The organism is Paenarthrobacter sp. NPDC057355 (assembly GCF_042667405.1).
In the GTDB taxonomy this organism is placed as follows: Bacteria; Actinomycetota; Actinomycetes; order Actinomycetales; family Micrococcaceae; genus Arthrobacter.
The window spans coordinates 6892-31823 of sequence record NZ_JBHVAL010000013.1 but is presented as its reverse complement, the minus strand read 5'-3'; the positions used below and the strand labels follow the sequence as shown (position 1 = coordinate 31823).

Annotated in this window: 19 protein-coding genes; 14 read left to right on the top strand and 5 right to left on the bottom strand. The window is 64.1% G+C overall.

What is annotated here, in order from left to right; translation table 11 throughout:
• The first annotated feature begins 23 nt into the window (after positions 1-23).
• From ACFUOZ_RS14435 to pheT, 3 genes are all read left to right on the top strand, one after another.
• Positions 24-875 (top strand): LppM family (lipo)protein, encoded by an 852-nt coding sequence (locus ACFUOZ_RS14435; RefSeq protein WP_377549305.1) that lies wholly within the window; start codon positions 24-26, stop codon positions 873-875.
• A 168-nt stretch (positions 876-1043) separates the two neighbouring features.
• On the top strand, positions 1044-2105 hold the full coding sequence (gene pheS, locus ACFUOZ_RS14430) for a phenylalanine--tRNA ligase subunit alpha (RefSeq protein WP_377549303.1): 1062 nt from the start codon (positions 1044-1046) through the stop codon (positions 2103-2105).
• Between the two features lie 2 nt (positions 2106-2107).
• Positions 2108-4651, top strand: coding sequence for a phenylalanine--tRNA ligase subunit beta (gene pheT, locus ACFUOZ_RS14425; protein WP_377549301.1), 2544 nt, complete (start codon positions 2108-2110; stop codon positions 4649-4651).
• Positions 4652-4803: 152 nt separating this feature from the next.
• On the opposite strand, the gene ACFUOZ_RS14420 is transcribed toward pheT, so the two are convergent.
• Positions 4804-5736, bottom strand: a complete 933-nt coding sequence (locus ACFUOZ_RS14420; RefSeq protein WP_377549299.1) for a hypothetical protein — start codon at positions 5734-5736, stop codon at positions 4804-4806.
• Between the two features lie 189 nt (positions 5737-5925).
• Between ACFUOZ_RS14420 and ACFUOZ_RS14415 the strand changes: the two genes are divergently transcribed.
• The gene (locus ACFUOZ_RS14415; protein WP_377549297.1) at positions 5926-6909 is read left to right on the top strand and encodes an Lrp/AsnC ligand binding domain-containing protein; all 984 of its coding nucleotides are present in this window, start codon (positions 5926-5928) and stop codon (positions 6907-6909) included.
• Between the two features lie 53 nt (positions 6910-6962).
• Positions 6963-7649: a 4'-phosphopantetheinyl transferase family protein gene (locus ACFUOZ_RS14410; protein ID WP_377549295.1), complete on the top strand. Its 687-nt coding sequence runs from the start codon at positions 6963-6965 to the stop codon at positions 7647-7649.
• Here ACFUOZ_RS14410 and ACFUOZ_RS14405 read toward each other — a convergent pair.
• The 4 genes from ACFUOZ_RS14405 to ACFUOZ_RS14390 form a co-directional block, all read right to left on the bottom strand.
• Entirely contained in the window at positions 7594-8934 is a 1341-nt protein-coding gene (locus ACFUOZ_RS14405; protein WP_377549293.1) for a M1 family metallopeptidase, read from the bottom strand. The two genes, ACFUOZ_RS14410 and ACFUOZ_RS14405, sit on opposite strands and share 56 nt — an antisense overlap.
• Before the next feature lie 11 nt (positions 8935-8945).
• Positions 8946-12902, bottom strand: coding sequence for a Pls/PosA family non-ribosomal peptide synthetase (locus ACFUOZ_RS14400; RefSeq protein WP_377549291.1), 3957 nt, complete (start codon positions 12900-12902; stop codon positions 8946-8948).
• A 118-nt stretch (positions 12903-13020) separates the two neighbouring features.
• A complete protein-coding gene (locus ACFUOZ_RS14395; protein ID WP_377549289.1) occupies positions 13021-13986 on the bottom strand; it encodes a quinone oxidoreductase family protein in 966 nt (321 codons plus the stop codon).
• A gap of 85 nt (positions 13987-14071) precedes the next feature.
• Positions 14072-15160: a fatty acid desaturase family protein gene (locus tag ACFUOZ_RS14390; protein ID WP_377549287.1), complete on the bottom strand. Its 1089-nt coding sequence runs from the start codon at positions 15158-15160 to the stop codon at positions 14072-14074.
• Between the two features lie 168 nt (positions 15161-15328).
• Here ACFUOZ_RS14390 and argC point away from each other — a divergent pair, with 168 nt between their 5' ends.
• The 9 genes from argC to ACFUOZ_RS14345 all read left to right on the top strand — a co-directional run bounded on the left by argC (position 15329) and on the right by ACFUOZ_RS14345 (position 24791).
• Positions 15329-16360: an N-acetyl-gamma-glutamyl-phosphate reductase gene (gene argC, locus ACFUOZ_RS14385; RefSeq protein WP_377549285.1), complete on the top strand. Its 1032-nt coding sequence runs from the start codon at positions 15329-15331 to the stop codon at positions 16358-16360.
• Positions 16357-17523 carry a bifunctional glutamate N-acetyltransferase/amino-acid acetyltransferase ArgJ gene (gene argJ / locus ACFUOZ_RS14380; RefSeq protein ID WP_377549283.1) on the top strand — a complete coding sequence of 389 codons (1167 nt, stop codon included), beginning with the start codon at positions 16357-16359 and terminating at the stop codon, positions 17521-17523. Before argC ends, argJ begins: the two co-directional genes overlap by 4 nt.
• Positions 17524-17534: 11 nt before the next feature.
• A complete protein-coding gene (gene argB, locus ACFUOZ_RS14375) occupies positions 17535-18476 on the top strand; it encodes an acetylglutamate kinase (RefSeq protein WP_377549281.1) in 942 nt (313 codons plus the stop codon).
• Positions 18473-19741: an acetylornithine transaminase gene (locus tag ACFUOZ_RS14370; RefSeq protein ID WP_377549279.1), complete on the top strand. Its 1269-nt coding sequence runs from the start codon at positions 18473-18475 to the stop codon at positions 19739-19741. The genes argB and ACFUOZ_RS14370 overlap by 4 nt, the downstream gene beginning before the upstream one ends.
• Positions 19738-20739, top strand: a complete 1002-nt coding sequence (argF, locus tag ACFUOZ_RS14365; RefSeq protein ID WP_377549277.1) for an ornithine carbamoyltransferase — start codon at positions 19738-19740, stop codon at positions 20737-20739. The genes ACFUOZ_RS14370 and argF overlap by 4 nt, the downstream gene beginning before the upstream one ends.
• Positions 20739-21275 (top strand): arginine repressor, encoded by a 537-nt coding sequence (locus ACFUOZ_RS14360; protein WP_377549275.1) that lies wholly within the window; start codon positions 20739-20741, stop codon positions 21273-21275. The genes argF and ACFUOZ_RS14360 overlap by 1 nt, the downstream gene beginning before the upstream one ends.
• A 71-nt stretch (positions 21276-21346) precedes the next feature.
• Entirely contained in the window at positions 21347-22552 is a 1206-nt protein-coding gene (locus ACFUOZ_RS14355) for an argininosuccinate synthase (protein WP_377549273.1), read from the top strand.
• Complete coding sequence (argH, locus tag ACFUOZ_RS14350; RefSeq protein ID WP_377549271.1) at positions 22552-23967, top strand: argininosuccinate lyase; 1416 nt, start codon at positions 22552-22554, stop codon at positions 23965-23967. Before ACFUOZ_RS14355 ends, argH begins: the two co-directional genes overlap by 1 nt.
• A gap of 77 nt (positions 23968-24044) precedes the next feature.
• On the top strand, positions 24045-24791 hold the full coding sequence (locus ACFUOZ_RS14345; protein WP_377549269.1) for a maleylpyruvate isomerase family mycothiol-dependent enzyme: 747 nt from the start codon (positions 24045-24047) through the stop codon (positions 24789-24791).
• Positions 24792-24932 lie beyond the last annotated feature (141 nt).

Genomic DNA, 24932 nt, shown 5'->3' with positions numbered 1-24932 from the left:
GGGATGAATGGGGGAAAGAAGAAATGAACGTCAAACGCGCCGTGGGCGTAATCGGTGTGCTGATAGCCGTGATGGTGGCCTTGACCGGATGCGTCAAGCTCAACATGGCAGTGAAGGTCAACAACGAAAAAAGTGTCGACTACGAGGTCGTCTACGCGATCCAGAAGTCCGTTCTCGGCGACAAGTCCTTCGACGAATTCATGAAGTCCAACGGCAGCGGCAGCCAGGAGATGGATATTCCTGAGGGTGCCACCGTGGTGGACTACGAGGACGACAAGTACAAGGGCAAGCGAATCACCGCGGTGAACCTCGACCCGGCCAAGCTGTCCGAGTCGTCCAGCTCAGAGAACCCTTTCGACTTGAAAAGGGAGGGCGACTTCTACGTCATGTCCATGGGCAGTGTCACGGGCGCTGACGCCAGTGATCCCCAGGCCTCCAGCATGGCCAAGTCCATGTTCGACGAAGCCTCCGTCAAGTTCACCTTCCCCGGGAAGATCGTGGAAGCCAAGGGCGCCGTTGTTGACGGCAATACGGCAACCTTCGACATGCTGTCCATCAACGAAACAGCGGTGCAGGTGAAAGCCGAGGCCAACCCTGGCATTCCCATGTGGATCATCTGGACCCTGGTGGCTGTTTTGGTGGTCGCCGCGGCCTTGGTCCTGCTCTTCGTGCTGTTGCGGAGGAACTCCGCCCGCAAGTCGCCGGCGCTCGCAGGCGCCGCGCCGGACGGCCAGGTCTGGAACGGCCAGCCCCAGCAGGACTGGGCAGGCCAGGGCTACCGGCCCGATGCGCAGTCGGCGCCCCAGGCACGCGGCGCGCACGACGACGGCCACGTACCTCCGCCGCCCACCGCGCCGCCCGCTTCGGGAGCCTAGGAACGCAGGCGGGTGCCGCCGTCGAACTCTTGACTTTCGGCGGTTAAACCACGCCGGTGCGCTTCAACTAGACTGAAGGGTAGTGCCCGCCGTCCGCGGTGAGCACTGCCCTTTCGTTTTGCAGGCCTGCCTTGCCGGCCGCTCCCAACTCGTAGCTAAGAACAGTAGATGACTGACACTTTGCCAGGCGCCGCCATCCCGAATCCGCTGGATGAGGACGCCATCAACGCCGCCGTCGAGGACGCCATCGCCGCTATTGGGGCAGCTTCCTCCCTTGATGAACTCAAGGCTGTCCGCCTCGCCCACACGGGCGAGAAGTCGCCACTGAGCCTGGCCAACCGCGAAATCGGCGGCCTGGCCAAGGAGCACAAGGCGGCAGCCGGTAAGCTCATGGGCTCCTCGCGCGGCCGGGTCAACCAGGCGCTCGCCGCAAGGACCCAGGTTCTTGAAGCAGAGAATGACGCCCGCATCCTGATCGAGGAAACGGTCGACGTCACGGCGGCACCGCGTCGGCGTCGTGCTGGTGCGCGCCACCCGCTGTCCACCTTGCAGGACCGGGTGTCGGACATCTTCGTGGGCATGGGCTGGGAAATTGCCGAAGGCCCGGAGGTCGAATCCGAGTGGTTCAACTTCGATGCGTTGAACTTCAAGCCGGACCACCCGGCACGCGAAATGCAGGACACGTTCTTCGTGGAGCCCCCTGAGGCCCACCTGCTCATGCGCACCCACACCTCCCCGGTGCAGGTCCGGTCGATGCTGGAGCGCGAGGTGCCCATCTACGTGCTGTGCCCGGGCAAGGTGTTCCGCACAGACGAGCTGGATGCTACACACACGCCCGTCTTCCACCAGTTCGAGGGCCTGGCCATCGACAAGAACCTCAGCATGGCGGACCTGCGGGGCACGTTGGAGCATTTCGCGCGCCAGATGTTCGGCGATGAAGCGTCCATCCGCCTGCGTCCCAACTACTTCCCGTTCACGGAGCCCTCTGCGGAGCTGGACATCTGGCACCCCGGTGCCAAGGGTGGCCCGCGGTGGATCGAGTGGGGTGGCTGCGGCATGGTCAACCCCAACGTCCTCCGGGCAGCAGGCATTGACCCGGACGTCTATTCAGGATTTGCCTTCGGCATGGGCATTGAGCGCACGCTCATGTTCCGCAACGAAGTTGGCGACATGCGCGACATGATCGAAGGCGATGTACGTTTCAGCGAGCACTTCGGGATGGAGATCTAACAGTGCGTATCCCACTTTCCTGGCTGCGTGAATTCGCGCAGGTACCGGCCGAAGCAACGGCCGAAGACGTCATGGCGGACCTGGTCAAGGTCGGGTTCGAAGAGGAAGGCGTTCACCGTCCCACCGACGAACTCAAGGGTCCGATCGTGGTTGGCCAGGTCCTGAGCCTGGTCAAGGAACCGCAGACCAACGGCAAGACGATCAACTGGTGCCAGGTCCGCGTTGTTCCGGAAGGACAGGAGCAGACCCTCACCGGCAAGGGCATCGACCCCTCGGGTGTGCAGGGCATTATTTGCGGTGCCCACAACTTCGTTGAAGGCGACAAGGTAGTAGTTACCCTGCCTGGTGCTGTCCTGCCCGGGAACTTCCAGATCTCCGCGCGCAAGACCTACGGACACCTGTCTGCGGGAATGATCGCTTCCGTCCGCGAACTGGGCATCGGTGATGACCACGACGGCATCCTCGTCCTTTCCCGCATCGGGCTTGACCCGGAAATCGGCACTGACGCGATGGAACTGCTGGGTCTGTACGACCAGGCGGCCGAAATCAACGTCACGCCGGACCGTGGTTACGCGTTCTCCATCCGTGGTGTCGCCCGCGAGTACGCCCACGCCACAGGAACGTCCTTCGTGGACCCCGCGTCGAAGGTGAACGCCCCTGCCTCCCTCCAGGGTGGCTACGGGGTGAAGCTTAACGACGACGCGCCCATCTACGGCAAGCCTGGCTGCGACCGCTTTGTTGCACGCACCGTGCGGGGTGTGGATGCTTCCCGTCCCACGCCGCCGTGGATGTCCTCCCGCCTCCGCCTGGCCGGTATCCGGAGTATCTCGTTGCCCGTGGATATCTCCAACTACGTCATGTTGGAACTCGGCCAACCGAACCACTGCTACGACCTCGACAAGCTCGCGGGCGACATCGTGGTCCGCCGGGCCGTAGCGGGGGAGAAGATCACCACCCTCGACGACAAGGTGCGCACGCTCGACGTCGAGGACCTGTTGATCACGGATGACTCCGGTGCCATCGGCATTGCCGGTGTCATGGGCGGTGCCCACACGGAGGTGTCCGATTCCACCACGAACATCCTGGTGGAGGCCGCCCACTTTGATGAAGTATCCATAGCCCGCTCACGCCGCCGCCACAAGCTTCCGTCCGAGGCGTCCAAGCGCTTCGAACGTGGCGTTGACTGGCACGTGGCTGACGTTGCCGCGCAGCGTGTGGTTGACCTGCTGGTGGAGCTCGCAGGTGGAACGGCGGACCAGGCTGGTACCGACGTCGGGACCGCGCCTGACGCCGTCGTGATCGAGCTGCCTGCAGGTTTCGCGTCGGCCCGGATCGGCATCGACTTCACTGAGGAGCAGATCACCACGTCCCTGGAGGACTTGGGAGCCGTGGTGGAGAAGACCGGCACCGGATACCGCGTGACCGCTCCCAGCTGGCGCAACGACCTTGAAACCAAGGAAGACCTCTCCGAGGAAATCGCACGCCTTGTGGGCTATGACAACATTCCGGCGACCTTGCCCGTGGCTCCTCCGGGACGTGGCCTGAACCGCACGCAGCAGCAGAAGCGGCGCGTGGTGCAGGCGTTGGCTGATGCCGGATTGACTGAGGTTTTGTCCTATCCTTTCGTCACCAAGGCTGCCAACGACACCTTTGGCGTGGCGGAGGAAGGCGCGCCGCGTCCTGCTCTGAAGCTCGCCAACCCGATCAGTGAGGAACACGGCTACCTCCGTACGTCCATCCTGCCGGGACTTATTGAGGTCGCCCGCCGCAACCATTCACGTGGGTTCCGCGATCTGGCGCTCTATGAAGCCGGTTCGGTGTTCCTTCCGGGCGAGAAGCTTGGAACGGAATCCATCCCGCCCCTGGGTGTGAAGCCGAGCGATGAGGTTCTTGATGCACTGTACGACGGCGTTCCTCACCAGCCGCTGCACATCGGCGCTGTCCTCACCGGCCATGACTCTCCGGCTGCTGCCACGCACAAACCGCGCGCCTGGGATTGGGCGGACGCCGTTGATGTCGCGCGGCTGATCGCCGATGTCCTTGGTGTCGAACTGGTTGTCAGCCAAGGCAGCCACCAGGCGTTCCACCCGGGCCGTGCTGCCCAGCTCGCGCTTCGCAATGGCGACGTGGTTGGTTTCGCAGGAGAACTCCACCCCAAGCTCCTGGCGTCGCATGACATGCCGGCCCGTTCCGTGGCTGTCGAGGTCAACGTTGAGGCGTTGTTCGAAGCTGCCGCCGATGTGATTGTCGCCAAGCACATCTCCGGGTTCCCGGTGGCAACGCAGGACGTCGCCTTGGTGGTTCCGCAGGACGTGCCTGCTGACCAGGTTCTGTCTGCGCTCCGGGAAGGCGCCGGGGAGCTGCTCGAGGACGTTGCGTTGTTCGATGTCTATGTTGGTCCGGGCATCGACGACGGTAAGAAGTCGTTGGCCTTCGGCCTGCGCTTCCGTGCGAACGACCGGACGCTGACGGCTGACGAGGCATCCGAAGCCCGCGCCGCCGCCGTGGCCGTGGCGGCTGACCGCTTTGGCGCCGTCCAGCGCTAGTTTCTTTCCTGTAAAACCCCGGGACTTCGGTCCCGGGGTTTTCTTTTTGGGCCAGAGGTTGGCGAACTACTGACATCAGTGAAGTAGCCCGGCTGGGTTAATCCGCGTGCGCAGTGTTCTCCGCACCCAACGTGCTGCGGGGAACACTGGCACTACGATGGCCATCTGCGCAGTGTGCTGTTGACGAGGCCGATGAGCACCGCAGTCCACCAGCAGGCCTGTGAGATCCCCGCCGTCACCATGAGCCGGATCTTCAGTCGCCTGCCCAAGTCCACATATCGCGTTCCCGGGGCCAAGGTGAACAGTTGTCGGAGCACGGGGTGCATGAACACGCCATTGAGCATCAGGATAAGGATGCACACAAGCTTGACCCAGGTGAGCGCGCTGCCGGGATCGGGCCGGATCAATGCCCCGGATAGCAGCAGCAATGCCAGTCCTCCCCAAATCAGGGGTCTGGCCGCCGACTCCAGTGTGGCCGCCACCTGCAGCGGGGTTTTTCCGAAGAGCCAAAGGGTGCCAAGCCAGTCGACCACCAGGATGGCTCCGAAGGCCACCACCAGTGACAGAATGTGCGCGGCAAGACCAACGCGCTGAATATCGGGACCGAAATCAAAGGCGTATCCAACCAGCAGGGAGTTGGCCCAGGCCAAGGAGCAAAGGACTGCAGGCAACAAGGGATTGAACGTTGGTTGCCCTAGGTACCGTAGCTCCGATGTGGCCGCCACATCAGCTTGGTTTTCGCGCCAGTTCAGGAAGCCGGTAGGGCCGATCGTGGGTTCAAGTTGTACGGTGCGGTCGTACTTCCGCTGGGCGTCGGCGACAAAGAAGGCATCTGTAGTCACGCGCACGGTCTTAATGATCTTGTCCTCTCTGAAGAAGACAAACAAAGCCGGTGATGTCGTATGGACTTCCCGGCTTTCCGGCGCCTGACCGAAGGCATGCTCGATTGCGTGGTCAGTCCCAGCCCCGGTAACAAAGCCCACGTGGTCCCACGCGAAATCCGTGACGTCGCTGAGCTTTAGTGTGGTCCCGGTGTTGGCAGCTTCAAGAACAACTGCGTTGAGTAGCCTGTCTGTTTCGAGCAATTCACATGCCTTCTGTTAAACCAAATGGTGCGTCAACCAAGAGGTGCGCAGAACGCACACCATTTATACATGTGTGCCAGTTCCACGTTCGTGACGCGTGATGGCCGATCGCAAGGGTTTGGGGCCCAAACAGAGGAGGGTCATAATTGGTGTGCCCCACTACGGGGAAGCTGAGGCAGGTGGCAAGCGGTGCGGGACATCGAATTCGATGAGCGTGATCTGCGGTTGTTGCACGCCCTGCAAGTACGGCCGCGCGCCCCGTGGACCGCGTTGTCCTCCATCGTCGGAGCGGATGCAGTCACTTTGACTCGTCGCTGGGCCGTTCTCCAGGAAACAGGCCTGGCGTGGATGACGTCCTATCGCGGCGCGGGGGCCAGGTCCGTAGGGGCGGTGGTAGAGATCAGCTGCATCCCGTCGACGTTGGTTGGGATTGTTAATGCCTTGGCCCGGGAGCGGGTTGTCATCACCATTGATCAGACGGCCGGAAGCCAGGACCTGGTGTTGTGCGTCCTGTGCACGTCGGAGGCCGAGCTGACAATGTTTCTCCTGGAACGGCTGCCCACTTTTGCGGGAATTACCAGCACCCGGACCCACCGGATCATCCGGATTCTCACGGATGCTCAGAATTGGCGGTTGAAGTCGCTGCACGAGAACGAAGTCAGGGCCTTGGAACGGGCTGTGCCTCCGCCGCACGCCGGTAAGTCCTTGGTTCCGGACTCCGTGGAGGACGATCTTACGCGCATTCTCCTCATCGACGGGCGCGCATCAGTCTCTGACCTGGCTCAGTGGCTTCGCATCAGCCCGGCGCGGGCCAAAGGGGCGCTGTCGAACATCCTGGGTGCCCAGCGGGTGGTGGTGCGGCTTGATATTGCGCGCACTTTCTCACCGTGGCCGGTCAGCGTCTGGTATTTCCTGCGGGTGCCTCCCGCAAAGGTCGATTCTGTCGCCGCTGGCTTGGCGGGGCTGGATGTGGCACGGTTCGTCGCCACGACCGGAGGTCAGTATTCCTTGGTGTTGTCGGTGCGGCTCAGGCGCGTCGAAGACATGGCCGTCTTGGAGAGGCAGCTGGGCGAACGCTTGCCTTCTGTTGAGATCGGTGACCGGTCCATAGTTCTCCGTACGCCCAAGCACATGGGCAAACGCCTGTATCCGGATGGCAGGAGGATAGTCTGAAGCTGGTCCAGTCCAAAAACCTCTGGCGTGGAGGAGAATTGCAAAGGAGATCCGTGGGTAACCCCATGGTGGAGTTGCGCAAGCTCAGCGACGTGCCCCTTCCGGCAATCATTCCCGCGGAGCTGGGCGAACGGGCCCGCCAGCGGGCCCACCGCTTCGCCAACCCGGCAGACCGGGACGGGTTCGTCGCCGGCAGGATCGCGCTCCAGCAATTTGCCGCCTCGCTCCTTGGCGTCAACTCCACGCGGCTCACGCCCGATTACCGCTGCCCGCAGTGCGGTCCCGGCCAGGACCACGGCAGGCCCGGTTTCATGCTCGACGGCGGTCGGGCTCCTTTGGCGCTCAGCGCCTCCCGGGCATCGGGCTGGGTGCTGCTGGCCGGCGTCGTACATCCTCCGCAAGGTTTCCTGCTGGGAGTGGACCTTGAAGTGGTCGGTGCCACGGATTTCGTGGGCTTCAACGACGTCGCCCTGACGGAACAGGAGAAAGAATTCATGGCCGCAATCCCCGGCGCCCAGCAGAGTAGGCAACGCACCCGTCTTTGGGCACGCAAGGAGGCCTGGCTGAAGATGACAGGGGAGGGCCTGCGTCGAAACCCCGCGGAAGTGGACGTGCTCGAGAGAGACGGATTATCGGATTTGGACTTGTCAGCCCACGACGAGATGGACCTGGTGGGGGCGATCGCTACCGGTTGGACGGGGGCATTGGAGGCAGCGGACCCTCGTACAACCACGGGTTGAGGATTTCCGCGGCGTCGAGGCCGGGAATGAAGGCATCCGCTGCTGCAATGAACGACTCCGTGGACACCGACCCGTGCCGGTTCCCGGCTGTCCAATGCTGCAGGAAAGCGAAGAACGCCTCATCCCCGGCTGCCATGCGCAGGGCATGAACAGCCAGAGCCCCACGCTTGTAGACCCTGTCATCGAACATGAGCTCAGGCCCGGGGTCCCCGACCAGCAGGTCCTGGGCCCCGGCGTCGAGCTTCTTCCATGCAGCCGTAGCGCGTGCGGCAACAGTCATGGTCCCGGACTCCTCGGACCACAGCCATTCGGCGTAGCAGGCGAATCCCTCGTGGAGCCAGATGTCTTTCCAGGTGCTGACTGTCAGCGAATTGCCGAACCACTGATGGGAAAGCTCATGGGCGATCAGCCGCTGCGAATCCCAAGCTTCCTCCATGTGGTTCCGCCCGAAAATGGAGACCGTCTGGGCTTCCAACGGTATTTCGAGTTCGTCTTCCGTGACCACGGATGTGTAGTCGACGAACGGGTAGGGGCCGAAGCAGTCCTCGAAAGTTTTCATCATGTCCGGCTGGCGCCGCAGGCCTTCCAAGGCATCCCCGGCCATCCCGGCTGTCACAGCGACGAACTGGGGAACCCTTTGATGGGTATCCTCCGCGCGGAGCGGGACCTTGATGTACCGGCCAATTTGAACGGTGGCCAGATACGTTGCCATGGGCTCGACTTGCTCGTAGACCCAGGTTTCACGGCTCGACTTGCGGGAGTGGGACACCAGCTTGCCGTTGCAGACCGGCCGGTAGTTCTCGTCGGTGGTTACGGAGATGAGGAATGTGGACTTGTAGCGCGGGTGGTCATTGCAGGGGAACCAGGATGCGGCGCCGTTCGGCTGGCCGGCAACCAGTACGCCGTCGTTGAGTTCCTCCCACCCGACATCTCCCCACAGTCCACGGCGGGGCTGCGGGTTCCCCTCATAGCGGATATCCAGTGTGAACCGTTGCCCGGATTTGATCGCGGACGCGGGGGTGAGCACCAGGTGCTCGGCCCGTTGGCTGAATTTCTGCAGTTTTTTGCCGTCCAGCTGGATCTTGGATGCCCGCAACCCCACAAGGTCCAGCACCACCTGGGTGGTCGCCTGAAGAGCCGTGCAGTGCAGGACAGCCCTGCCGATCAGTTTGTTGCTGCCCAGCCTGACGTCGAGGTCCAGTTCATACCGGTTTACCCGGTAGCCCGTGCTGCCGTGATCCAAGGTGTAGGGGTCGGTACTGGGGGTGCTGATGGGTGCAGTCATTAGCTCCCAATCTACTTGAGGCGGGGCGGTTCTGCTGTCGGACCCACCCAGGGGCTCACCGGGTTGCCCATCCAGTACGTCCCCGCCGGGACGGTCTCCCCGCGCATCACCAACGACGCCGGTCCAACCGTTCCGCCGTCGCCGATGCTGGCGGCGGGAAGGATGACGCCGTGTGGGCCCATCGTTGCCCCCTTGCCCAGCGTCACCGTGTCCAGGCTCATGACGCGATCGTGGAACAGGTGGGTTTGGACTACACAACCCCGGTTGACGGTGGAGTTCTCGCCGAGCGTTACGAGGTCGGCTTCGGGCAGCCAGTAGCTTTCGCACCAGGTCCCGCGTCCAATCTTGGCGCCGAGCCCCCGCAGCCACCACACCAAGGCTGGTGTTCCGGCGGCAGAGCGGGCAAACCACGGCGCACTGACCATTTCGATGAAGGTGTCCACCACCTCGTTTCGCCAGATGAAGGAGCTCCACAAGGGGTGTTCGCCGGACCGAATGCTTCCTACCAACACCCACTTGGCCACCACCGAACTCAGTGCTGCTACGCCGCCTGCGGCCAGCATCACCACACCGCCCAGGAGGGCAGCGATCCAATAACCCCAACCGCGGGCAATGAAGTCAAGGACCACCATGACGGCGACGGCAATGGCGACGGTGAGGACAACGGGCACCAAACGGCACAGCTCCCAGAGAGCACGGGCCAGCTTCAGTTTGAACGGCGGCTGGAAGGTGCGGCTCTGGTCGGCGTCGACGGCGGTGCGGCGCAACCGGACCGGCGGACTGCCGAGCCACGACGTTCCGGACTTTGCCTTCGCGGGGGTGGCGGAGAGCACCGCTACGAGGGAATTCTTGGGAACATTGCGTCCTGCCGCAGTCATGCCGGAGTTGCCCAGGAACGAGCGCTTGCCGATCTTTGCCGGAGCGATCTTCATCCAGCCGCCGCCAAGTTCGTAAGAGGCCACCATGGTGTCATCGGCAAGGAAAGCGCCATCACCAATGGTGGTCATCTTGGGTACCAGCAGCACAGTGGAGGCTTCCACGTTCCTGCCCACCTTGGCTCCCAGCAAACGAAGCCAGACGGGGGTAAACAGGCTGGCGTAGATGGGAAACAGGAGATCACGGGCCATGTCCAGCAACCGCTCAGTGGCCCACACCTGCCAGCCGACCCTGCTGCGGACCCGGTAATAGCCCTCTTTGAGGCCCAAGCCAAGGAGCCGGGCCACGATCAGGATCAAAACCAGGTTCCCTAGGAACCACACCAGTGCTGCCAAGGGCACGGACAGGGCAATCTGCGGCACTGCAGTTTCCAAGGAATCATGGCCCCGGATAAAGGTCAGAACCACCAGGGCGCCGGCGAAGGCAGAGATGTAGGGGATCAGGGACAGCAAGGCCGAGGCGCCCGCGAAGGCAGCCAGCCACAAACGATCCACAGCAGAACGACGCGTTACCGCCTCCGGCCACTCGTGCTTGGCTTTACCTCGCCTTTGAGCAGGTGACCCTGCCACCAAATGTCCCGCTTTGACCTTGCCGAAAACTGCGGAGCCGGGCTCTACGTGGGCCCCGGCGCCGATGGTTGCCCCGGGCATGAGCGTGCTTCGCGACCCCACCACCGCACCCGCTCCAACGTGGACATGGCCGATATGGACCCAATCGCCATCCACCCACCAGCCGGATAGGTCCACTTCCGGCTCAATGTTGGCCCCGTTTCCCAAGGACAGGAGCCCGGTGACAGGCGGCAAGGAGTGCAGGTGCACATCCTTTCCGATCCGCGCGCCGAGTGCCCGGGCGTAGTAGGGCACAAACGGTGCGCTGGCCAGGCCAATGGCGCCGGAAAGATCCTGGATCTGTTCGGCAAGCCACAGCCGCAGATGTGTCTTGCCGGAACGCGGATAGGTCCCCGGTTCGACTCTTCCGAGCAGGACCCGCGCTGCCAGCACGGAAATTGCCATTCGACCCAGGGGGCTGACGAAGACCAGCCAGGACAACCCGATCCACCACCACGACACCTCGGGGGCCGCGGAGAAACCGGCAAAGGCTGCCAGCAAGTTGTTGGCCGCCATGAGGTAGGTGAGCCACCGCATTGCCACCAGGATGTGCAACGGCACTCCCATGAGCACCTGGAAAATCTGCGACTTCAAGGCGGTGGGCCGGACGGTGCGCTCTCCAGCGGGAGCCGGCATGCCGCCGTCGGGCAGGGACTGCCGGGCCGCTTCGATCAATGCCCCGACGCGCGGTGTCGCGTAGATGTCGGCCACAGTGATGGTGGGATAGCGGACGCGAAGAGCGGAGACGAGCTGGGCAGCGGCCAGGGAACCGCCGCCGTAGGCGAAGAAGTCGGCATCGAGTGACCCGACCGGGCTGCCAAGGACGGACTCCCACTGGTCGACAATCCAATGGGCGTCATCGGGAAGGTTCAGTGGAGCCTTGCCGGCATCGGCGTCAGCGGCGCCGGCCAGCGGCCAGGGGAGTGCATGGCGGTCAACTTTGCCGCTGGTCTTGGTGGGCAATGAATCCACCACCGTCAGCAGGGGAATCAGTGCCGCAGGCAGGGTGCCGGAGAGCAGCGTTCGGGCGTCATCGAGGTTGAGCTCCACGCCGTCTGCGGGCGCCAGGTAGCCCACCAGAATCTGGTTGCCGGCAGCCGTGGTCTGAACGGCTGCTGCGGCGCCCGCCACTCCCGGCAGAGACTGGAGCGCGGCATCGACTTCACCGAGCTCGATCCGGCGGCCACCGAGCTTCACCTGCTCATCGGCCCGGCCCATGAAGATCAGGCCCTCGGCTTCGTACCGCACCAGGTCCCCGGAGCGGTGCGCGCGGTCCCAAGCCAAAGTCGGCATGGGGGCGTACTTCTCGGCATCCTTGGCCGGATCGAGGTAGCGGGCCAGGCCGACTCCGCCGATGATCAGTTCGCCGATTTCGCCTTCTTCCACCGGGATGCCGTCGGTATCGACGACGGCGAGGTCCCATCCATCAAGCGGCAGACCGATCCGGACGGGGCCGGGTCCGCCGAGGGGAGCGGCGCAGGCTACGACCGTGGCTTCCGTGGGTCCGTAGGTGTTCCAGACTTCGCGACCGTCAACGGCCAGCCGCTCAGCCAGTTCAGGTGGGCAGGCCTCGCCGCCGAAGATGAGCAGCCGGACATTTTCCAACGCCTCGGCCGGCCACAGGGCCGCAAGGGTGGGCACAGTGGAGACTACTGTGATGCCGTGGTTGATCAGCCATGGTCCCAGGTCCATGCCGGTCCGCACCAACGCGCGGGGAGCGGGTACGAGGCATGCACCGTGGCGCCAGGCAAGCCACATCTCTTCACAGGAGGCGTCAAAGGCAACTGACAGGCCCGCGAGTACGCGGTCCTGGGGACCAATGGGTTCGGCCTGAAGGAATATCCGGGCTTCGGCGTCCACGAAGGCAGCTGAGGAACGGTGTTTGACGGCCACACCCTTGGGGGTGCCGGTGGAGCCAGAGGTAAAGATGATCCACGAATCGTCATCCAGGCCCGGCTTGCTGGACCCTTTACCAGCTGCCCCGGCAGCTTGGGAAAGCTGGACGTCGAGTCCTGCACCAATGACAGCCGCCACCTTGGCTTCGCCAAAGACCAGGCGCGCGCGTTCATCGGGATCGTCAGCATCCACCGGCACATAGGCGGCTCCGGCCATGAGGATGCCGAGGATGGCGATGTAGAGCTCGTTGGTTCCGGACGGGATGCGGACGCCGATTTTCGCACCGCGTCCCAGTCCGGCCGCGTTCAGGGTGCGCGCGAAGAACTTCACCGAGGCGAGCAGCTCGTTGTAGCTCAGTGACTTATGCCCGTCGTCCAGCGCCGAGGACTCCGGGAAGGACGCCGCAGTGGCCTCCAGGATGTCCACCAGCGTGCGTTCGGCAGGTGCTGCAGTGCCACCTGGCAACTGCGGGCGATAGGTAGTCAGGGCAGGTGGCTGCCCGGCCCCCACGGGATGTTCTGTGCTCACAGGGTCAGCTTTTCCCAGGAAGGTGAACAAAAGGTGTCGATGGTTTCCTCCACGTCACATTCCGTTGTTCTGCTGTTGGCTTGGGAGCTACCAGGAGTTGGGGCGCCGGGCGCTGGCCTTAAGGCAGCAGCAGGACCTTGCCGGTGGTCCGGCGGCCCTCCAGATCACGGTGTGCTTGGGCAGCCTCAGCCAAGGGGTACGTGGCGCCGACCCTGACCGCAAGCGTGCCGTTGGCGGCGGCGTCGAAAATTTCGGCGGAGCGCCACCGGCGTTCCTGGGCGTTCTGAACGAAGTGGGCCATGGTCGGCCGGGTCAGGGTCAGCGATCCGGCTGCGTTCAACCGCTGCGGGTCAAAGGGCGGCACGGGTCCCGAAGCGGCGCCGAAAAGCACCATGGCGCCGCGGATCCGCAGGCTCTTCAAGGAATCGTCGAAGGTGTCCTTGCCGACGCCGTCGTACACCACGTTGACGCCCTCACCGTCGGTAAGTTCGCGGACTTTGTCGGCGAAGCCCTCATAGCGCAGGACCTCATCGGCACCGGCCAGGGTGGACAGATCGGCCTTCTCGTCACTGGACACCGTGGTGATGACGCGGGCTCCGCGTGCCTTCAGCAGTTGCGTCAACAGCAGGCCCACCCCGCCGGCTCCAGCGTGCAGAAGTACTGTGTGGCCGGGCTCTACCCGGAAGGAGGAGTTCATCAGGTAGTGGGCCGTGATTCCCTGCAGTGGCAGGGCGGCTGCTGTGTGGTCGTCGACGCCGGCGGGCACGGGCAGCGCTTTGGCCGCTTCGACGAGGGCGTACTCGGCGTACGTCCGGGTCCCTTCGGCCGTTGCGATGCGGTCGCCCACGGCAAATTCTTCAACGCCTTCCCCGACCGCTTCCACGACGCCGGCTGCTTCGGCGCCGGGAGTGAAGGGGTAGGCCACTTTGTAGGTGCCGTTGCGCTGGTAGGTTTCGATGAAGTTGACCCCGGTCGCGGCGACTTTGATCAGCAGCTGTCCGGGGCCCGGTGCCGGTACTTCGACGGAAGCATACTCAAGGACCTCGGGTCCTCCCGCTTGCTGTGCAATGATGGCGTGCGTCATGGTGGCTCCTAACTCCGGGGCGGTCCTTCCGGTGCCCGGTTCCAGAATCCATCCTAGGGAGGTTGGGGCCTTCCTTGTCGAACGCCTAGAAGCGTCCGTGCGTCGAAGCTACGGGGCAGTCGAAGCCACGGCCGGCTGCCAGGCCCACGTCATTGAGATACCGGACCACGATGCCGTAAGACTGCACCAGGGTTGTTTCGGTGTATGGGATGGAATGCCTGGCACAGAATTCGCGCACTATCGCTGATGCTTTGTGAAGCTGGGGCCGCGCCATATCCGGGAACAGGTGGTGCTCCACCTGCCGGTTGAGGCCGCCAAGGAGGAAGTCCATGAAGCGTCCGCCGGAAATGTTGCGGGAAGTGAGGATCTGACGGTTGAGGAAGTCCACCCGGCTGTCTTTCGGAAGGACGGGCATGCCCTTGTGGTTTGGTGCGAACGAGGCCCCCATGTAGAAGCCGTAGACCATGATCTGAACCCCGAGGAAGGCGAAGGCCATTCCAATGGGGAGGAACGTGAAGGCCAGCACGGGGAGGGCACTAAGCCTGGCCACCAGGATGGGAGTCTCAACCCAGCGGTGGCGTACTTTCTGCTTTCCGAAGACAAAGCGCAGCGAATCGAACTGGAGGCTCAGTCCAAGGAGAGTCAGAAGGGGAAAGAAGAACCAGCCCTGTTTCTTCGTCAGGAACGCCAGACGGCCCTTTCGTTCAGCTGCAGCGTCTTCATGGAAAACCAAGGCATTATTCCGGATGTCGGGGTCCTTGGAAATGACATTGGGATGGTTGTGGTGTGCGCCGTGCTTCTGTTCCCACCAGGAGTAGCTGATGCCGGCCACTCCGGTGGCAAGGAGTCGGGCCGACCAGTCGTTTGCGCGGCGCGAGGCAAAGATCTGTTTGTGTCCTGCCTCATGGGCAAGGAAGCTCAGCTGCGTGCAAAGGATGCCGACGGCGGCAGCGATCAGGAGTTGATACCAGGACTCGCCGATCAGGGCGAAGCCGAGCCAAGTTCCGGCCATGAGAAGCATGAGGGCTACGAAAACCCAGATGTAGAAGCCGCTGCGACGCTCAAGAAGGCCTGCTGCTTTGACGCTCTTGAGGAGCTCTGAGTAGCTCTGTACAACGGGATTTGGCTGAATTGCGCGTGCTTTTGGGCGCTCAGCGGTGGACGTGGGTGCCATGAATGTGCCCCGTATCGCTAACGGGCAACGCTGCAGCCGACGTTCGGACTGCACGGTCTGGATCACCCTTCATCAAGCATACGCTGACGGACAGGGTGAAATGAGACAGCTCACATAGGCATGCATAAATATCGGACAGCATGAATAATCTTGCTGTACAGTGGTGTCATGACTATTTCTGTTGCCGTCTCCGGTGCCAGCGGCTACGCCGGGGGAGAAGTGCTGCGCCTGCTGGCGAACCATCCCAACGTCACCATCGGTGCGATTACCGCGCACAGCAACGCCGGTTCCAGACTAGGTGAGTTGCAGCCACATCTCCATGGTTTGGCCAGCAGGATCCTGGAAGAGACCACCGTGGAAAACCTGTCCGGTCACGACGTCGTGTTCCTGGCCCTGCCGCACGGAACCTCCGCCGAGATCGCGGCGCAGTTGCCCGAAGGCACGGTAGTCATCGACGCCGGGGCGGACCACCGCCTGCAGGACGCCTCAGCCTGGGAAAAGTTCTACGGCTCCGAGCACGCGGGCACCTGGCCCTACGGGCTGCCGGAACTTCCGGGCCAGCGTGAGGCGCTCAAGGGCGCCAAGCGGATCGCAGTTCCCGGCTGCTATCCGACGTCTGCCCTGCTCGCCTTGACGCCCGGGTTCGCCAACAGCCTTCTCCTGACGGACGACGTCGTCATCGTTTCCGCCTCCGGCACCTCGGGCGCCGGCAAGGCGGCCAAGGTCAACCTGATCGGTTCGGAGGTCATGGGTTCCATGAGCCCCTACGGTGTGGGTGGCGGTCATCGCCACACACCGGAAATCGAACAAGGGCTCAGCAACGTCGCCGGCGAACCCGTCACGGTGTCCTTCACTCCGACCCTCGCCCCCATGAGCCGCGGCATCCTCACGACGGCCACTGCCAAGGTCGGGCACGGCGTGACCGAGGCCGAGCTTCGCCAGGCGTGGGCAGATGCTTACGACGACGAGCCGTTCGTCCACCTGCTGCCCGAAGGCCAGTGGCCCACCACCAAGTCGGTGCAGGGATCCAATCACGCCGTCATGCAGCTTGCGTTCGACGCCCACACGGGCCGCGTGATCGTCACCTGCGCCATTGACAACCTCACCAAAGGAACTGGCGGCGGAGCCGTGCAGTCCATGAACATTGCCCTCGGCCTGGATGAAACAGCCGGCCTGAACCTGCAGGGAGTTGCACCGTGACCATTACCGCCCCCAGGGGATTCCGCGCCGCTGGCATCAAGGCCGGCATAAAGGCCTCCGGCAACCCGGACCTGGCCCTTGTCGTCAACGATGGCCCTTCCAAGGCCGCCGCCGCAGTTTTCACCTCCAACCGGGTGGCTGCGGCCCCCGTGCACTGGTCCCGCCAGGTGGTCAGTGATGGCCGCGTGGATGCCGTGGTCCTGAACTCCGGTGGTGCCAACGCCTGCACCGGCCCCCAGGGCTTCCAGAACACCCATGCCACGGCCGAGAAAGTGGCAGAAGTGCTGGGAGTCTCAGCTTCCGACGTCGTGGTGTGTTCAACCGGACTGATCGGCGAGCAACTGCCCATGGACAAGATCCTTCCGGGCGTCGAGTCTGCCGCGAAGGAGCTGTCCGAGGACGGCGGTGCCGCTGCCGCAACGGCCATCATGACCACGGACAGCGTCTCCAAAGAAGCTGTCTTCACCGGCAAGGATGCCGAAGGGAAGCCCTTCACGGTGGGCGGGATCGCCAAGGGGGCGGGCATGCTCGCCCCCGGGCTGGCCACCATGTTGGTGGTGCTGACCACTGACGCCGAGGTTCCTGCCAACGAGCTCGATGTCGTGCTGCGGGACGCCACGCGCGTCACCTTTGACCGGGCCGATTCGGACGGGTGCATGTCCACGAACGACACCGTGGTGCTGTTGGCCTCGGGCGCCTCCGAAGCACTGCCGTCGGCAGAGCAACTGACCGAAGCGGTGACCGCTGTGTGCGCCGAACTGGCCCGCAAGCTGATTGGCGACGCAGAAGGTGCCAGCCACGACATCGCCATCCGGACCTTCAATGCCGCCAACGAACGTGACGCGGAAACCGTAGGACGCTCAGTGGCCCGCTCCAACCTCTTCAAAGCCGCGATCTTCGGCAAGGACCCCAACTGGGGCCGGGTGCTGTCCGCGGTAGGAACCACGGACGCCGTGTTCGAAGCCGACCAGCTCAACGTTGCCATGAACGGCATCCAGATCTGCCGCAACGGTGCCATTGGCGATGACCGCAACCTGGTGGACCTGGAGCCACGCGAAGTTCTCGTGGAAATCGATTTGCAGGCCGGCGACGCCGAGGCGACCATCTGGACCAACGACCTCACGCACGACTACGTGCATGAGAACAGCGCGTACTCGAGCTGAGCGGAATGACCATGACTGCGCAGACCCGCGAGAACACGTCCATGAGTGCAGCCCAGGACAAAGCGGCAACGTTGATCGAGGCCTTGCCGTGGATCCAGCGCTTCGCCGGAACCACCATGGTGATCAAGTACGGTGGCAACGCGATGGTGAACGATGACCTCCGCCGCGCCTTTGCCGAGGACATCGTCTTCCTCCACCACGTCGGCATCCACCCCGTGGTTGTCCACGGTGGCGGCCCCCAGATCAACTCCATGCTTGGCCGGCTCGGCATCGAGTCCGAGTTCAAGGGCGGCCTGCGGGTCACCACCCCCGAAGCCATGGATGTTGTCCGCATGGTCCTCACTGGCCAGGTCGGCCGCGAACTCGTGGGCCTGATCAACTCCCACGGTCCGTACGCCGTCGGCATGTCCGGCGAAGACGGCGGCCTTCTGCGTGCCGTCCGCACCGGCACCGTGGTGGACGGCGAAGAAGTGGACCTGGGCCTTGTTGGCGAAGTCGTGGGCGTGGATCCAGCAGGCATCAAGGACATTCTCGACGCCGGCCGCATCCCCGTGATCTCCACCGTCGCCCCGGAAATCACTGAGGACGGCAACGGGTTCCAGACCACCGGCCAGGTCCTCAACGTCAACGCTGACACCGCCGCAGCTGCGGTCGCGTCAGCCTTGGGGGCCTCCAAACTGGTCATCCTGACCGACGTCGAAGGTCTTTACGCGAACTGGCCGGACAAGTCCTCGCTGATCTCCTCGCTGACCGCAACAGAGCTCCGCGACATGCTCCCCAAGCTCGAATCCGGAATGATCCCCAAGATGGCCGCCTGCCTTAAGGCCATCGACGAAGGCGTGGAGCGCGCCCACATCGTCGACGGCCGACTGGCCCACTCGATGCTGCTGGAAACTTTTACGACGGCGGGCATCGGCACCCAGGTAGTACCCGACGAGGACGTGAACGCATGAGCACCAACGAAGCAGCAGTGGTCGAAACCCCGGCCGATGCCATCACCGGCCACAGCACGGGTGCCGACTGGCTGGCCCGTTACTCGACGTCCCTGATGGGAGTCTTCGGCACCCCGCAGCGGGTCCTGGTCCGTGGCGCCGGCTGTCTCGTGTGGGACGCTGACGGCAAGGAGTACCTGGACCTCCTCGGCGGCATCGCTGTGAACGCACTGGGACATGCCCACCCGTTCGTTACCTCGGTCATTTCCAGCCAATTGGCCACACTCGGCCACGTGTCCAACTTCTTCACGAGCCCCACGCAAATCGCACTGGCCGAAAAGCTGCTGGAACTGGCCAAGGCTCCTTCCGGTTCAAAGGTGTTCTTCGCCAACTCCGGTACGGAAGCCAACGAGGCCGCCTTCAAACTGGCCCGCCGGAACAATGGCGATGGAAAGCGCACCAAGATCATCGCGCTTGAAGGCGCGTTCCACGGACGGACCATGGGTGCCCTCGCGCTCACGGCGAAAGAGGCCTACCGCGCGCCCTTCGAGCCGCTGCCCGGTGGCGTGGTCCACGTTCCGTTCGGTGACATCGAAGCCCTGCGTGCCGCCGTCGACGATTCCACGGCAGCCGTGTTCCTGGAACCGATCCAGGGCGAAGCGGGCGTCCGGCCGCTCAGCGCCGAATACCTGCGGGCGGCACGCCAGGCAACCACCGATGCCGGAGCTCTCCTCATCCTCGACGAAGTCCAGACAGGCATCGGCCGGACCGGCAAGTGGCTGGCAAGCGAAGACGCCGGGATCGTCCCCGACGCCGTCACGCTCGCCAAGGGCCTTGGCGGCGGGTTCCCGATCGGCGCCTTGGTCACGTTCGGAAGTACGACGTCGGCCCTGCTCACCGCCGGGCAGCACGGCACCACTTTCGGTGGGAATCCGGTGGCCACCGCGGCCGCACTGGCCACGCTGCACGCGATCGAGAGCCAGGGCGTCCTGCAGCATGTCACCTCGGTGGGCACGTACCTTCGCGAGGGGATTGCCGCCGTCGAGGGCGTTACCGAAGTCCGTGGCGAAGGTTTGCTGATCGGCTTCGACGTCGACGCGGACATCGCCCCCGCCATGGTGACTGCCGGCCTCGACGCGGGCTTCATCATCAACAGTCCCGGTCCCCGGACCATCCGCCTGGCGCCGCCGCTCATCCTGACCACCGAACAGGCTGACCGTTTCCTGGCAGCCCTGCCAGCCTTGATCGCTATGGCCACCGCCACCACCGCTAAGGACGCACAGTGAGCATTTCCACCCGTCACTTCCTCAAGGACACTGACCTCAGCCCAGCCGAACAAGCCGAAGTGCTTGAGCTGGCCGTCCGGATGAAGGCAGCGCCGTACAGCGTGCAGCCTTTCGCGGGCGAAGGCAACGGCCGCAAGACGGTCGCCGTGATTTTCGACAAGACCTCCACCCGCACGCGTGTCTCTTTCGCGACCGGTATTGCCGACATGGGTGGCAACGCCCTCATCATCAACCCAGGTGAAGCCCAGATCGGCCACAAGGAGTCCGTAGAGGACACCGCTAAGGTCCTGGAGCGCATGGTGTCCACCATCGTGTGGCGCACCGGCGCCCACTCGGGTCTGGTGGCAATGGCGGAGAACTCCAAGGTCCCCGTCATCAACGCGCTGTGCGACGACTACCACCCCTGCCAGCTCCTGGCCGACCTCCTGACCGTCAAGGAACACAAGGGGGAGTTGGCCGGACTGACCATGGCCTACCTTGGCGACGCCGCCAACAACATGGCGAACTCGTACCTGCTGGCCGGTGTCACAGCAGGCATGCACGTCAGGATTTCCGGCCCGGAAGGTTATCTCCCGGCTCCCGAAATCGTCGCGGCAGCGGAAGAACGGGCTGCCGAGACCGGTGGGTCCGTGCTGATCACAAGTGACGCTGCCGAGGCCCTCAAGGGCGCCGACGTCGTGGCCACGGACACGTGGGTGTCCATGGGCCAGGAAGCGGAGAAGGAAGCCCGCCTGCAGCTGTTCCGCGAGTACTCGGTGGACGAGGCAGCGATGGCCCAGGCGGACCCTGACGCCGTCGTGCTCCACTGCCTCCCGGCCTACCGCGGCTACGAGATTTCGGCGGGCGTCATCGACGGTCCGCAGTCCATCGTCTGGGACGAGGCCGAAAACCGCCTCCACGCCCAGAAGGCGCTCATGGCCTGGCTGATGCACCGTTCCGGACTTGCGTTCGTCGAGGGCCTCGCCCCCGTCGAAGGAACCGGCGAGAGCACGTTCTAGTGACCACCAATCCCTCCGTTCCGGGCGCCAGCCCGGCCACCAAGACTGCCCGACAGGCCCGCATCACGGCGATCCTGACGGGCGAGTCCGTGCGTTCCCAGGCAGAGCTTGCAGCCCTGCTGGCAGACGACGGCGTTCAAGTCACCCAAGCCACGCTCTCCCGCGACCTCGTGGAACTTGGCGCTGTGCGGGTCCGTGGCAAGGATGGAGCATTGGTGTACGCCGTCCCGGGGGAGGGCGGCGACCGGAACGCCAAGAGCGGCGTTACCCAGGAAATCCTCGATGCCCGGTTGACAAGGCTTTGCGGCGAACTCCTGGTCACTGCGGAGGCTTCGGGCAACATCGCTGTGCTCCGTACGCCTCCGGGGGCCGCCAACTTCCTGGCACTTGCGATCGACCACTCCGTGATGCCGTCGGTATTGGGTACGATCGCAGGCGACGACACTGTGATGTTGGTGTCCAGGGACGCCGACGGCGGGGCGGAACTGGCGGCCCGCTTCCTGCAGATGGCCGAGGAAGCCGGCCCCGGCAACTAACTGATTTATACGGCACTGATCCACACAGCATTAGATTCAAATGAACCAAGCAACAACAAAGGAGCACTCTCGTGACTGAGCGCATTGTTCTGGCCTACTCCGGTGGCCTTGATACGTCCGTAGCCATCGGCTGGATCGGTGAAGCCACCGGCGCCGAGGTCATCGCTGTGGCCGTCGACGTCGGACAGGGCGGCGAGTCCCTGGAGACCATCCGCCAGCGCGCCCTTGGTTGCGGCGCCGTCGAGGCCTACGTCGCCGACGCCCGCGACGAGTTTGCCAACGAATACGCGATGCCCACCCTGAAGGCCAACGCCCTCTACCAGGGCCACTACCCGCTGGTGTCGGCCATCTCCCGCCCGGTCATCGTGAAGCACCTGGTCAAGGCGGCCCGCGAGTTCGGCGCCACGACGGTTGCCCACGGTTGCACGGGCAAGGGCAACGACCAGGTCCGCTTTGAAGTCGGCATCCAGACCCTCGGCCCGGACCTGAAGTGCATCGCACCTGTCCGGGACCTCGCCCTGACCCGCGACAAGGCCATCGCCTTCGCCGAGGAAAAGGGACTGCCGATCGAGACCACCAAGAAGAACCCGTACTCGATCGACCAGAACGTCTGGGGACGCGCCGTCGAGACCGGTTACCTTGAGGACATCTGGAATGCGCCCACCAAGGACATCTACGACTACACCGCCACCCCGGAGTTCCCGCCGGCACCGGATGAGGTCATCATTTCCTTCCAGGCAGGCGTGCCCGTAGCGATCGACGGCGTCAAGGTCACCCCGCTGCAGGCCATCCAGGAACTGAACCGCCGTGCAGGTGCCCAGGGTGTTGGCCGGATCGACGTCGTAGAGGACCGCCTCGTGGGTATCAAGTCCCGCGAGATCTACGAAGCCCCGGGTGCCATGGCGCTGATCACCGCGCACAAGCACCTCGAGGACATCACCATCGAGCGTGAGCAGGCCCGCTTCAAGGCCACGGTTGGCCAGCGCTGGGCCGAACTCGTGTACGACGGACAGTGGTTCTCCCCGCTCAAGCGTTCCCTGGATGCCTTCATCGAAGACACCCAGAGGTACGTTTCCGGCGACATCCGCATGGTCCTCCACGGTGGCCAGGCAATCGTCAACGGCCGCCGCTCAGACACCTCGCTGTACGACTTCGACCTCGCCACCTATGACACCGGCGATACCTTCGACCAGTCCATGGCCCGCGGCTTCATCGAGCTGTGGGGAATGTCCTCCAAGGTTGCCTCCGGCCGCGACCTGCGGGTTGCTGGACAGTAATGACGTCGGCAACAAACGAAGGTGCACTGTGGGGTGGCCGGTTCGCCGGCGGCCCCGCGGATGCGCTGGCCGCACTGAGCAAGTCCACGCACTTTGACTGGAGGCTTGCCCGTTACGACATCGCCGGTTCCAAGGCACATGCCCGCGTGCTGGCCAAGGCCGGACTGCTCGATGACGCCGAGCTTGAGGGCATGTTGGCGGCGCTGACGCAGTTGGATGAGGATGTCGCCAGCGGCGCTTATCTTCCTGCCGAGAGCGACGAAGACGTCCACGGCTCCCTCGAACGTGGACTGATCGAACGCGCAGGGACACAACTTGGCGGCAAGCTCCGCGCCGGCCGCTCCCGCAACGATCAGGTGGCCACTCTTGGCCGCATGTTCCTGCGGGACCACGCCCGGATCATCGCCCAGGGTGTGCTCGCCACGGTTGATGCCTTGGTGGAGCAGGCCAAGGCACATCAGGGCGTGGCAATGCCGGGCCGCACGCACTTGCAGCATGCCCAGCCGGTGCTGCTCGGCCACCACTTGCTGGCGCACGCCTGGGCGTTGTTGCGTGATGTTCAGCGGCTCCAGGACTGGGACAAGCGTGCCGGTGTCTCACCCTACGGCTCCGGTGCGTTGGCGGGATCCTCGCTGGGCCTCGACCCGGAGGCAGTCGCCGCGGACCTCGGCTTCTACTCGGCCGTGCACAACTCGATCGATGGCACTGCCTCCCGCGATGTCTTCGCCGAGTTCGCCTGGGTGTGCTCGATGATCGGCGTCGACCTGTCCCGGATCTCCGAGGAAGTCATTTTCTGGGCCACCAAGGAGTTCTCCTTCGTCACCCTGCATGACTCGTACTCCACGGGGTCCTCGATCATGCCGCAGAAGAAGAACCCGGACGTTGCTGAGTTGGCCCGCGGTAAGGCAGGACGCCTCATCGGCAACCTGACCGGGTTGCTGGCCACGCTCAAAGGCCTGCCGCTCGCGTACAACCGCGACCTGCAGGAGGATAAGGAACCCGTGTTCGATGCCGCGGACACCCTGGAGCTGCTGCTCCCGGCCGTGTCGGGCATGATCGCCACGTTGACGTTCAACACCGAGCGCATGGAGTCGTTGGCACCGCAGGGCTTTGCGCTGGCAACCGACATCGCCGAGTGGCTTGTCCGTCAGGGCGTTCCCTTCCGCGAAGCCCACGAACTCTCCGGCGCTGCCGTCAAGCAGGCCGAGAGCCGCGGGGTGGAACTGTGGGATCTCACGGACGAAGAATATGCGGCGATTTCGGAGCACCTGACTCCCGAAGTCCGCACTGTCCTCAGCACTGAGGGTTCCCTCAACAGCCGCAACTCGCAGGGCGGAACGGCACCGGCCGCCGTCGAACGCCAGCTTGCAGCACTTGAAGCCGAACTGCAGGCCGCGCGCTCTTACGCGTCGTAGCCTTCGCTTCAGCAGAGCGGGATGGTGCCTTCGGGCGTCATCCCGCCCTCCGTTTAAGGGTGCACTAGCATGGGGCTATGACCCTGATCACAGCAGAGGCGCTGCCCGCAGAGCTTCACAAAGCCGCCGGCAACCTCACCCGCCTCCTCGCCAAGATGGACGAATCATCCGTCACTGAACCGTCTGAACTTCCCGGCTGGACGCGGGGCCACGTGCTGGCGCACCTCACCGGCATTGCCAATGCCATGGCACGGCAGCTGGAGTACGCGCGGCGGGGAGAAAAGATCGAACTGTACGACGGCGGCATGGAGGGCCGGACCAAAGCCATCAACCTCGCCGCCGGTCACAGCCTGGACGAGCACACGGCGTCCGTCACCACAGCGGTTGATTCGGCGATTGCAGCGTTCGATGCTCTGGATCCGGACGGATGGCAGGCGCGCATCAGCTACAGGGACGGAACAGTGCTCGACGGCGGCCTGGCACTGTGGCGCGAACTGACCATCCATGCCTCTGACCTTGGTTTGGGTTTCGGGCCGGAGACCTGGAGCCGGGCCTTCTGTGAGCACCTGTTCGACTTCCTCACTGCAAGGGTCCCGGGGGAGTACAAGTTCGTGCTGCAGCCTACCGGTCTGCCGCCACGGACACTTGGCAGTGGAGGAACGTCCATCGCGATCACGGGCATGATCACGGATATCGCTGCGTGGCTGGCGGGCAGGGAGCCGAGCCTGGGTTCGCTCCGCGCCACGGCAGCCGCCGACGGCGTGGACCTGCCCGAGCTCCTTCCTTGGCCCGCTGGAGTCCCCGCAGAGCCAACCACCCGGTAATCCCGCACCCTCTCTCACGTTCCCGGGGTTGGGTGGGCACGCTCGCTCACGTTCCCGGGGTTGGGTGGGCACGCTCGCTCACGTTCCCGGGGTTGGGTGGGCACGCTCGCTCACGTTCCCGGGGTTGGGTGGGCACGCTCG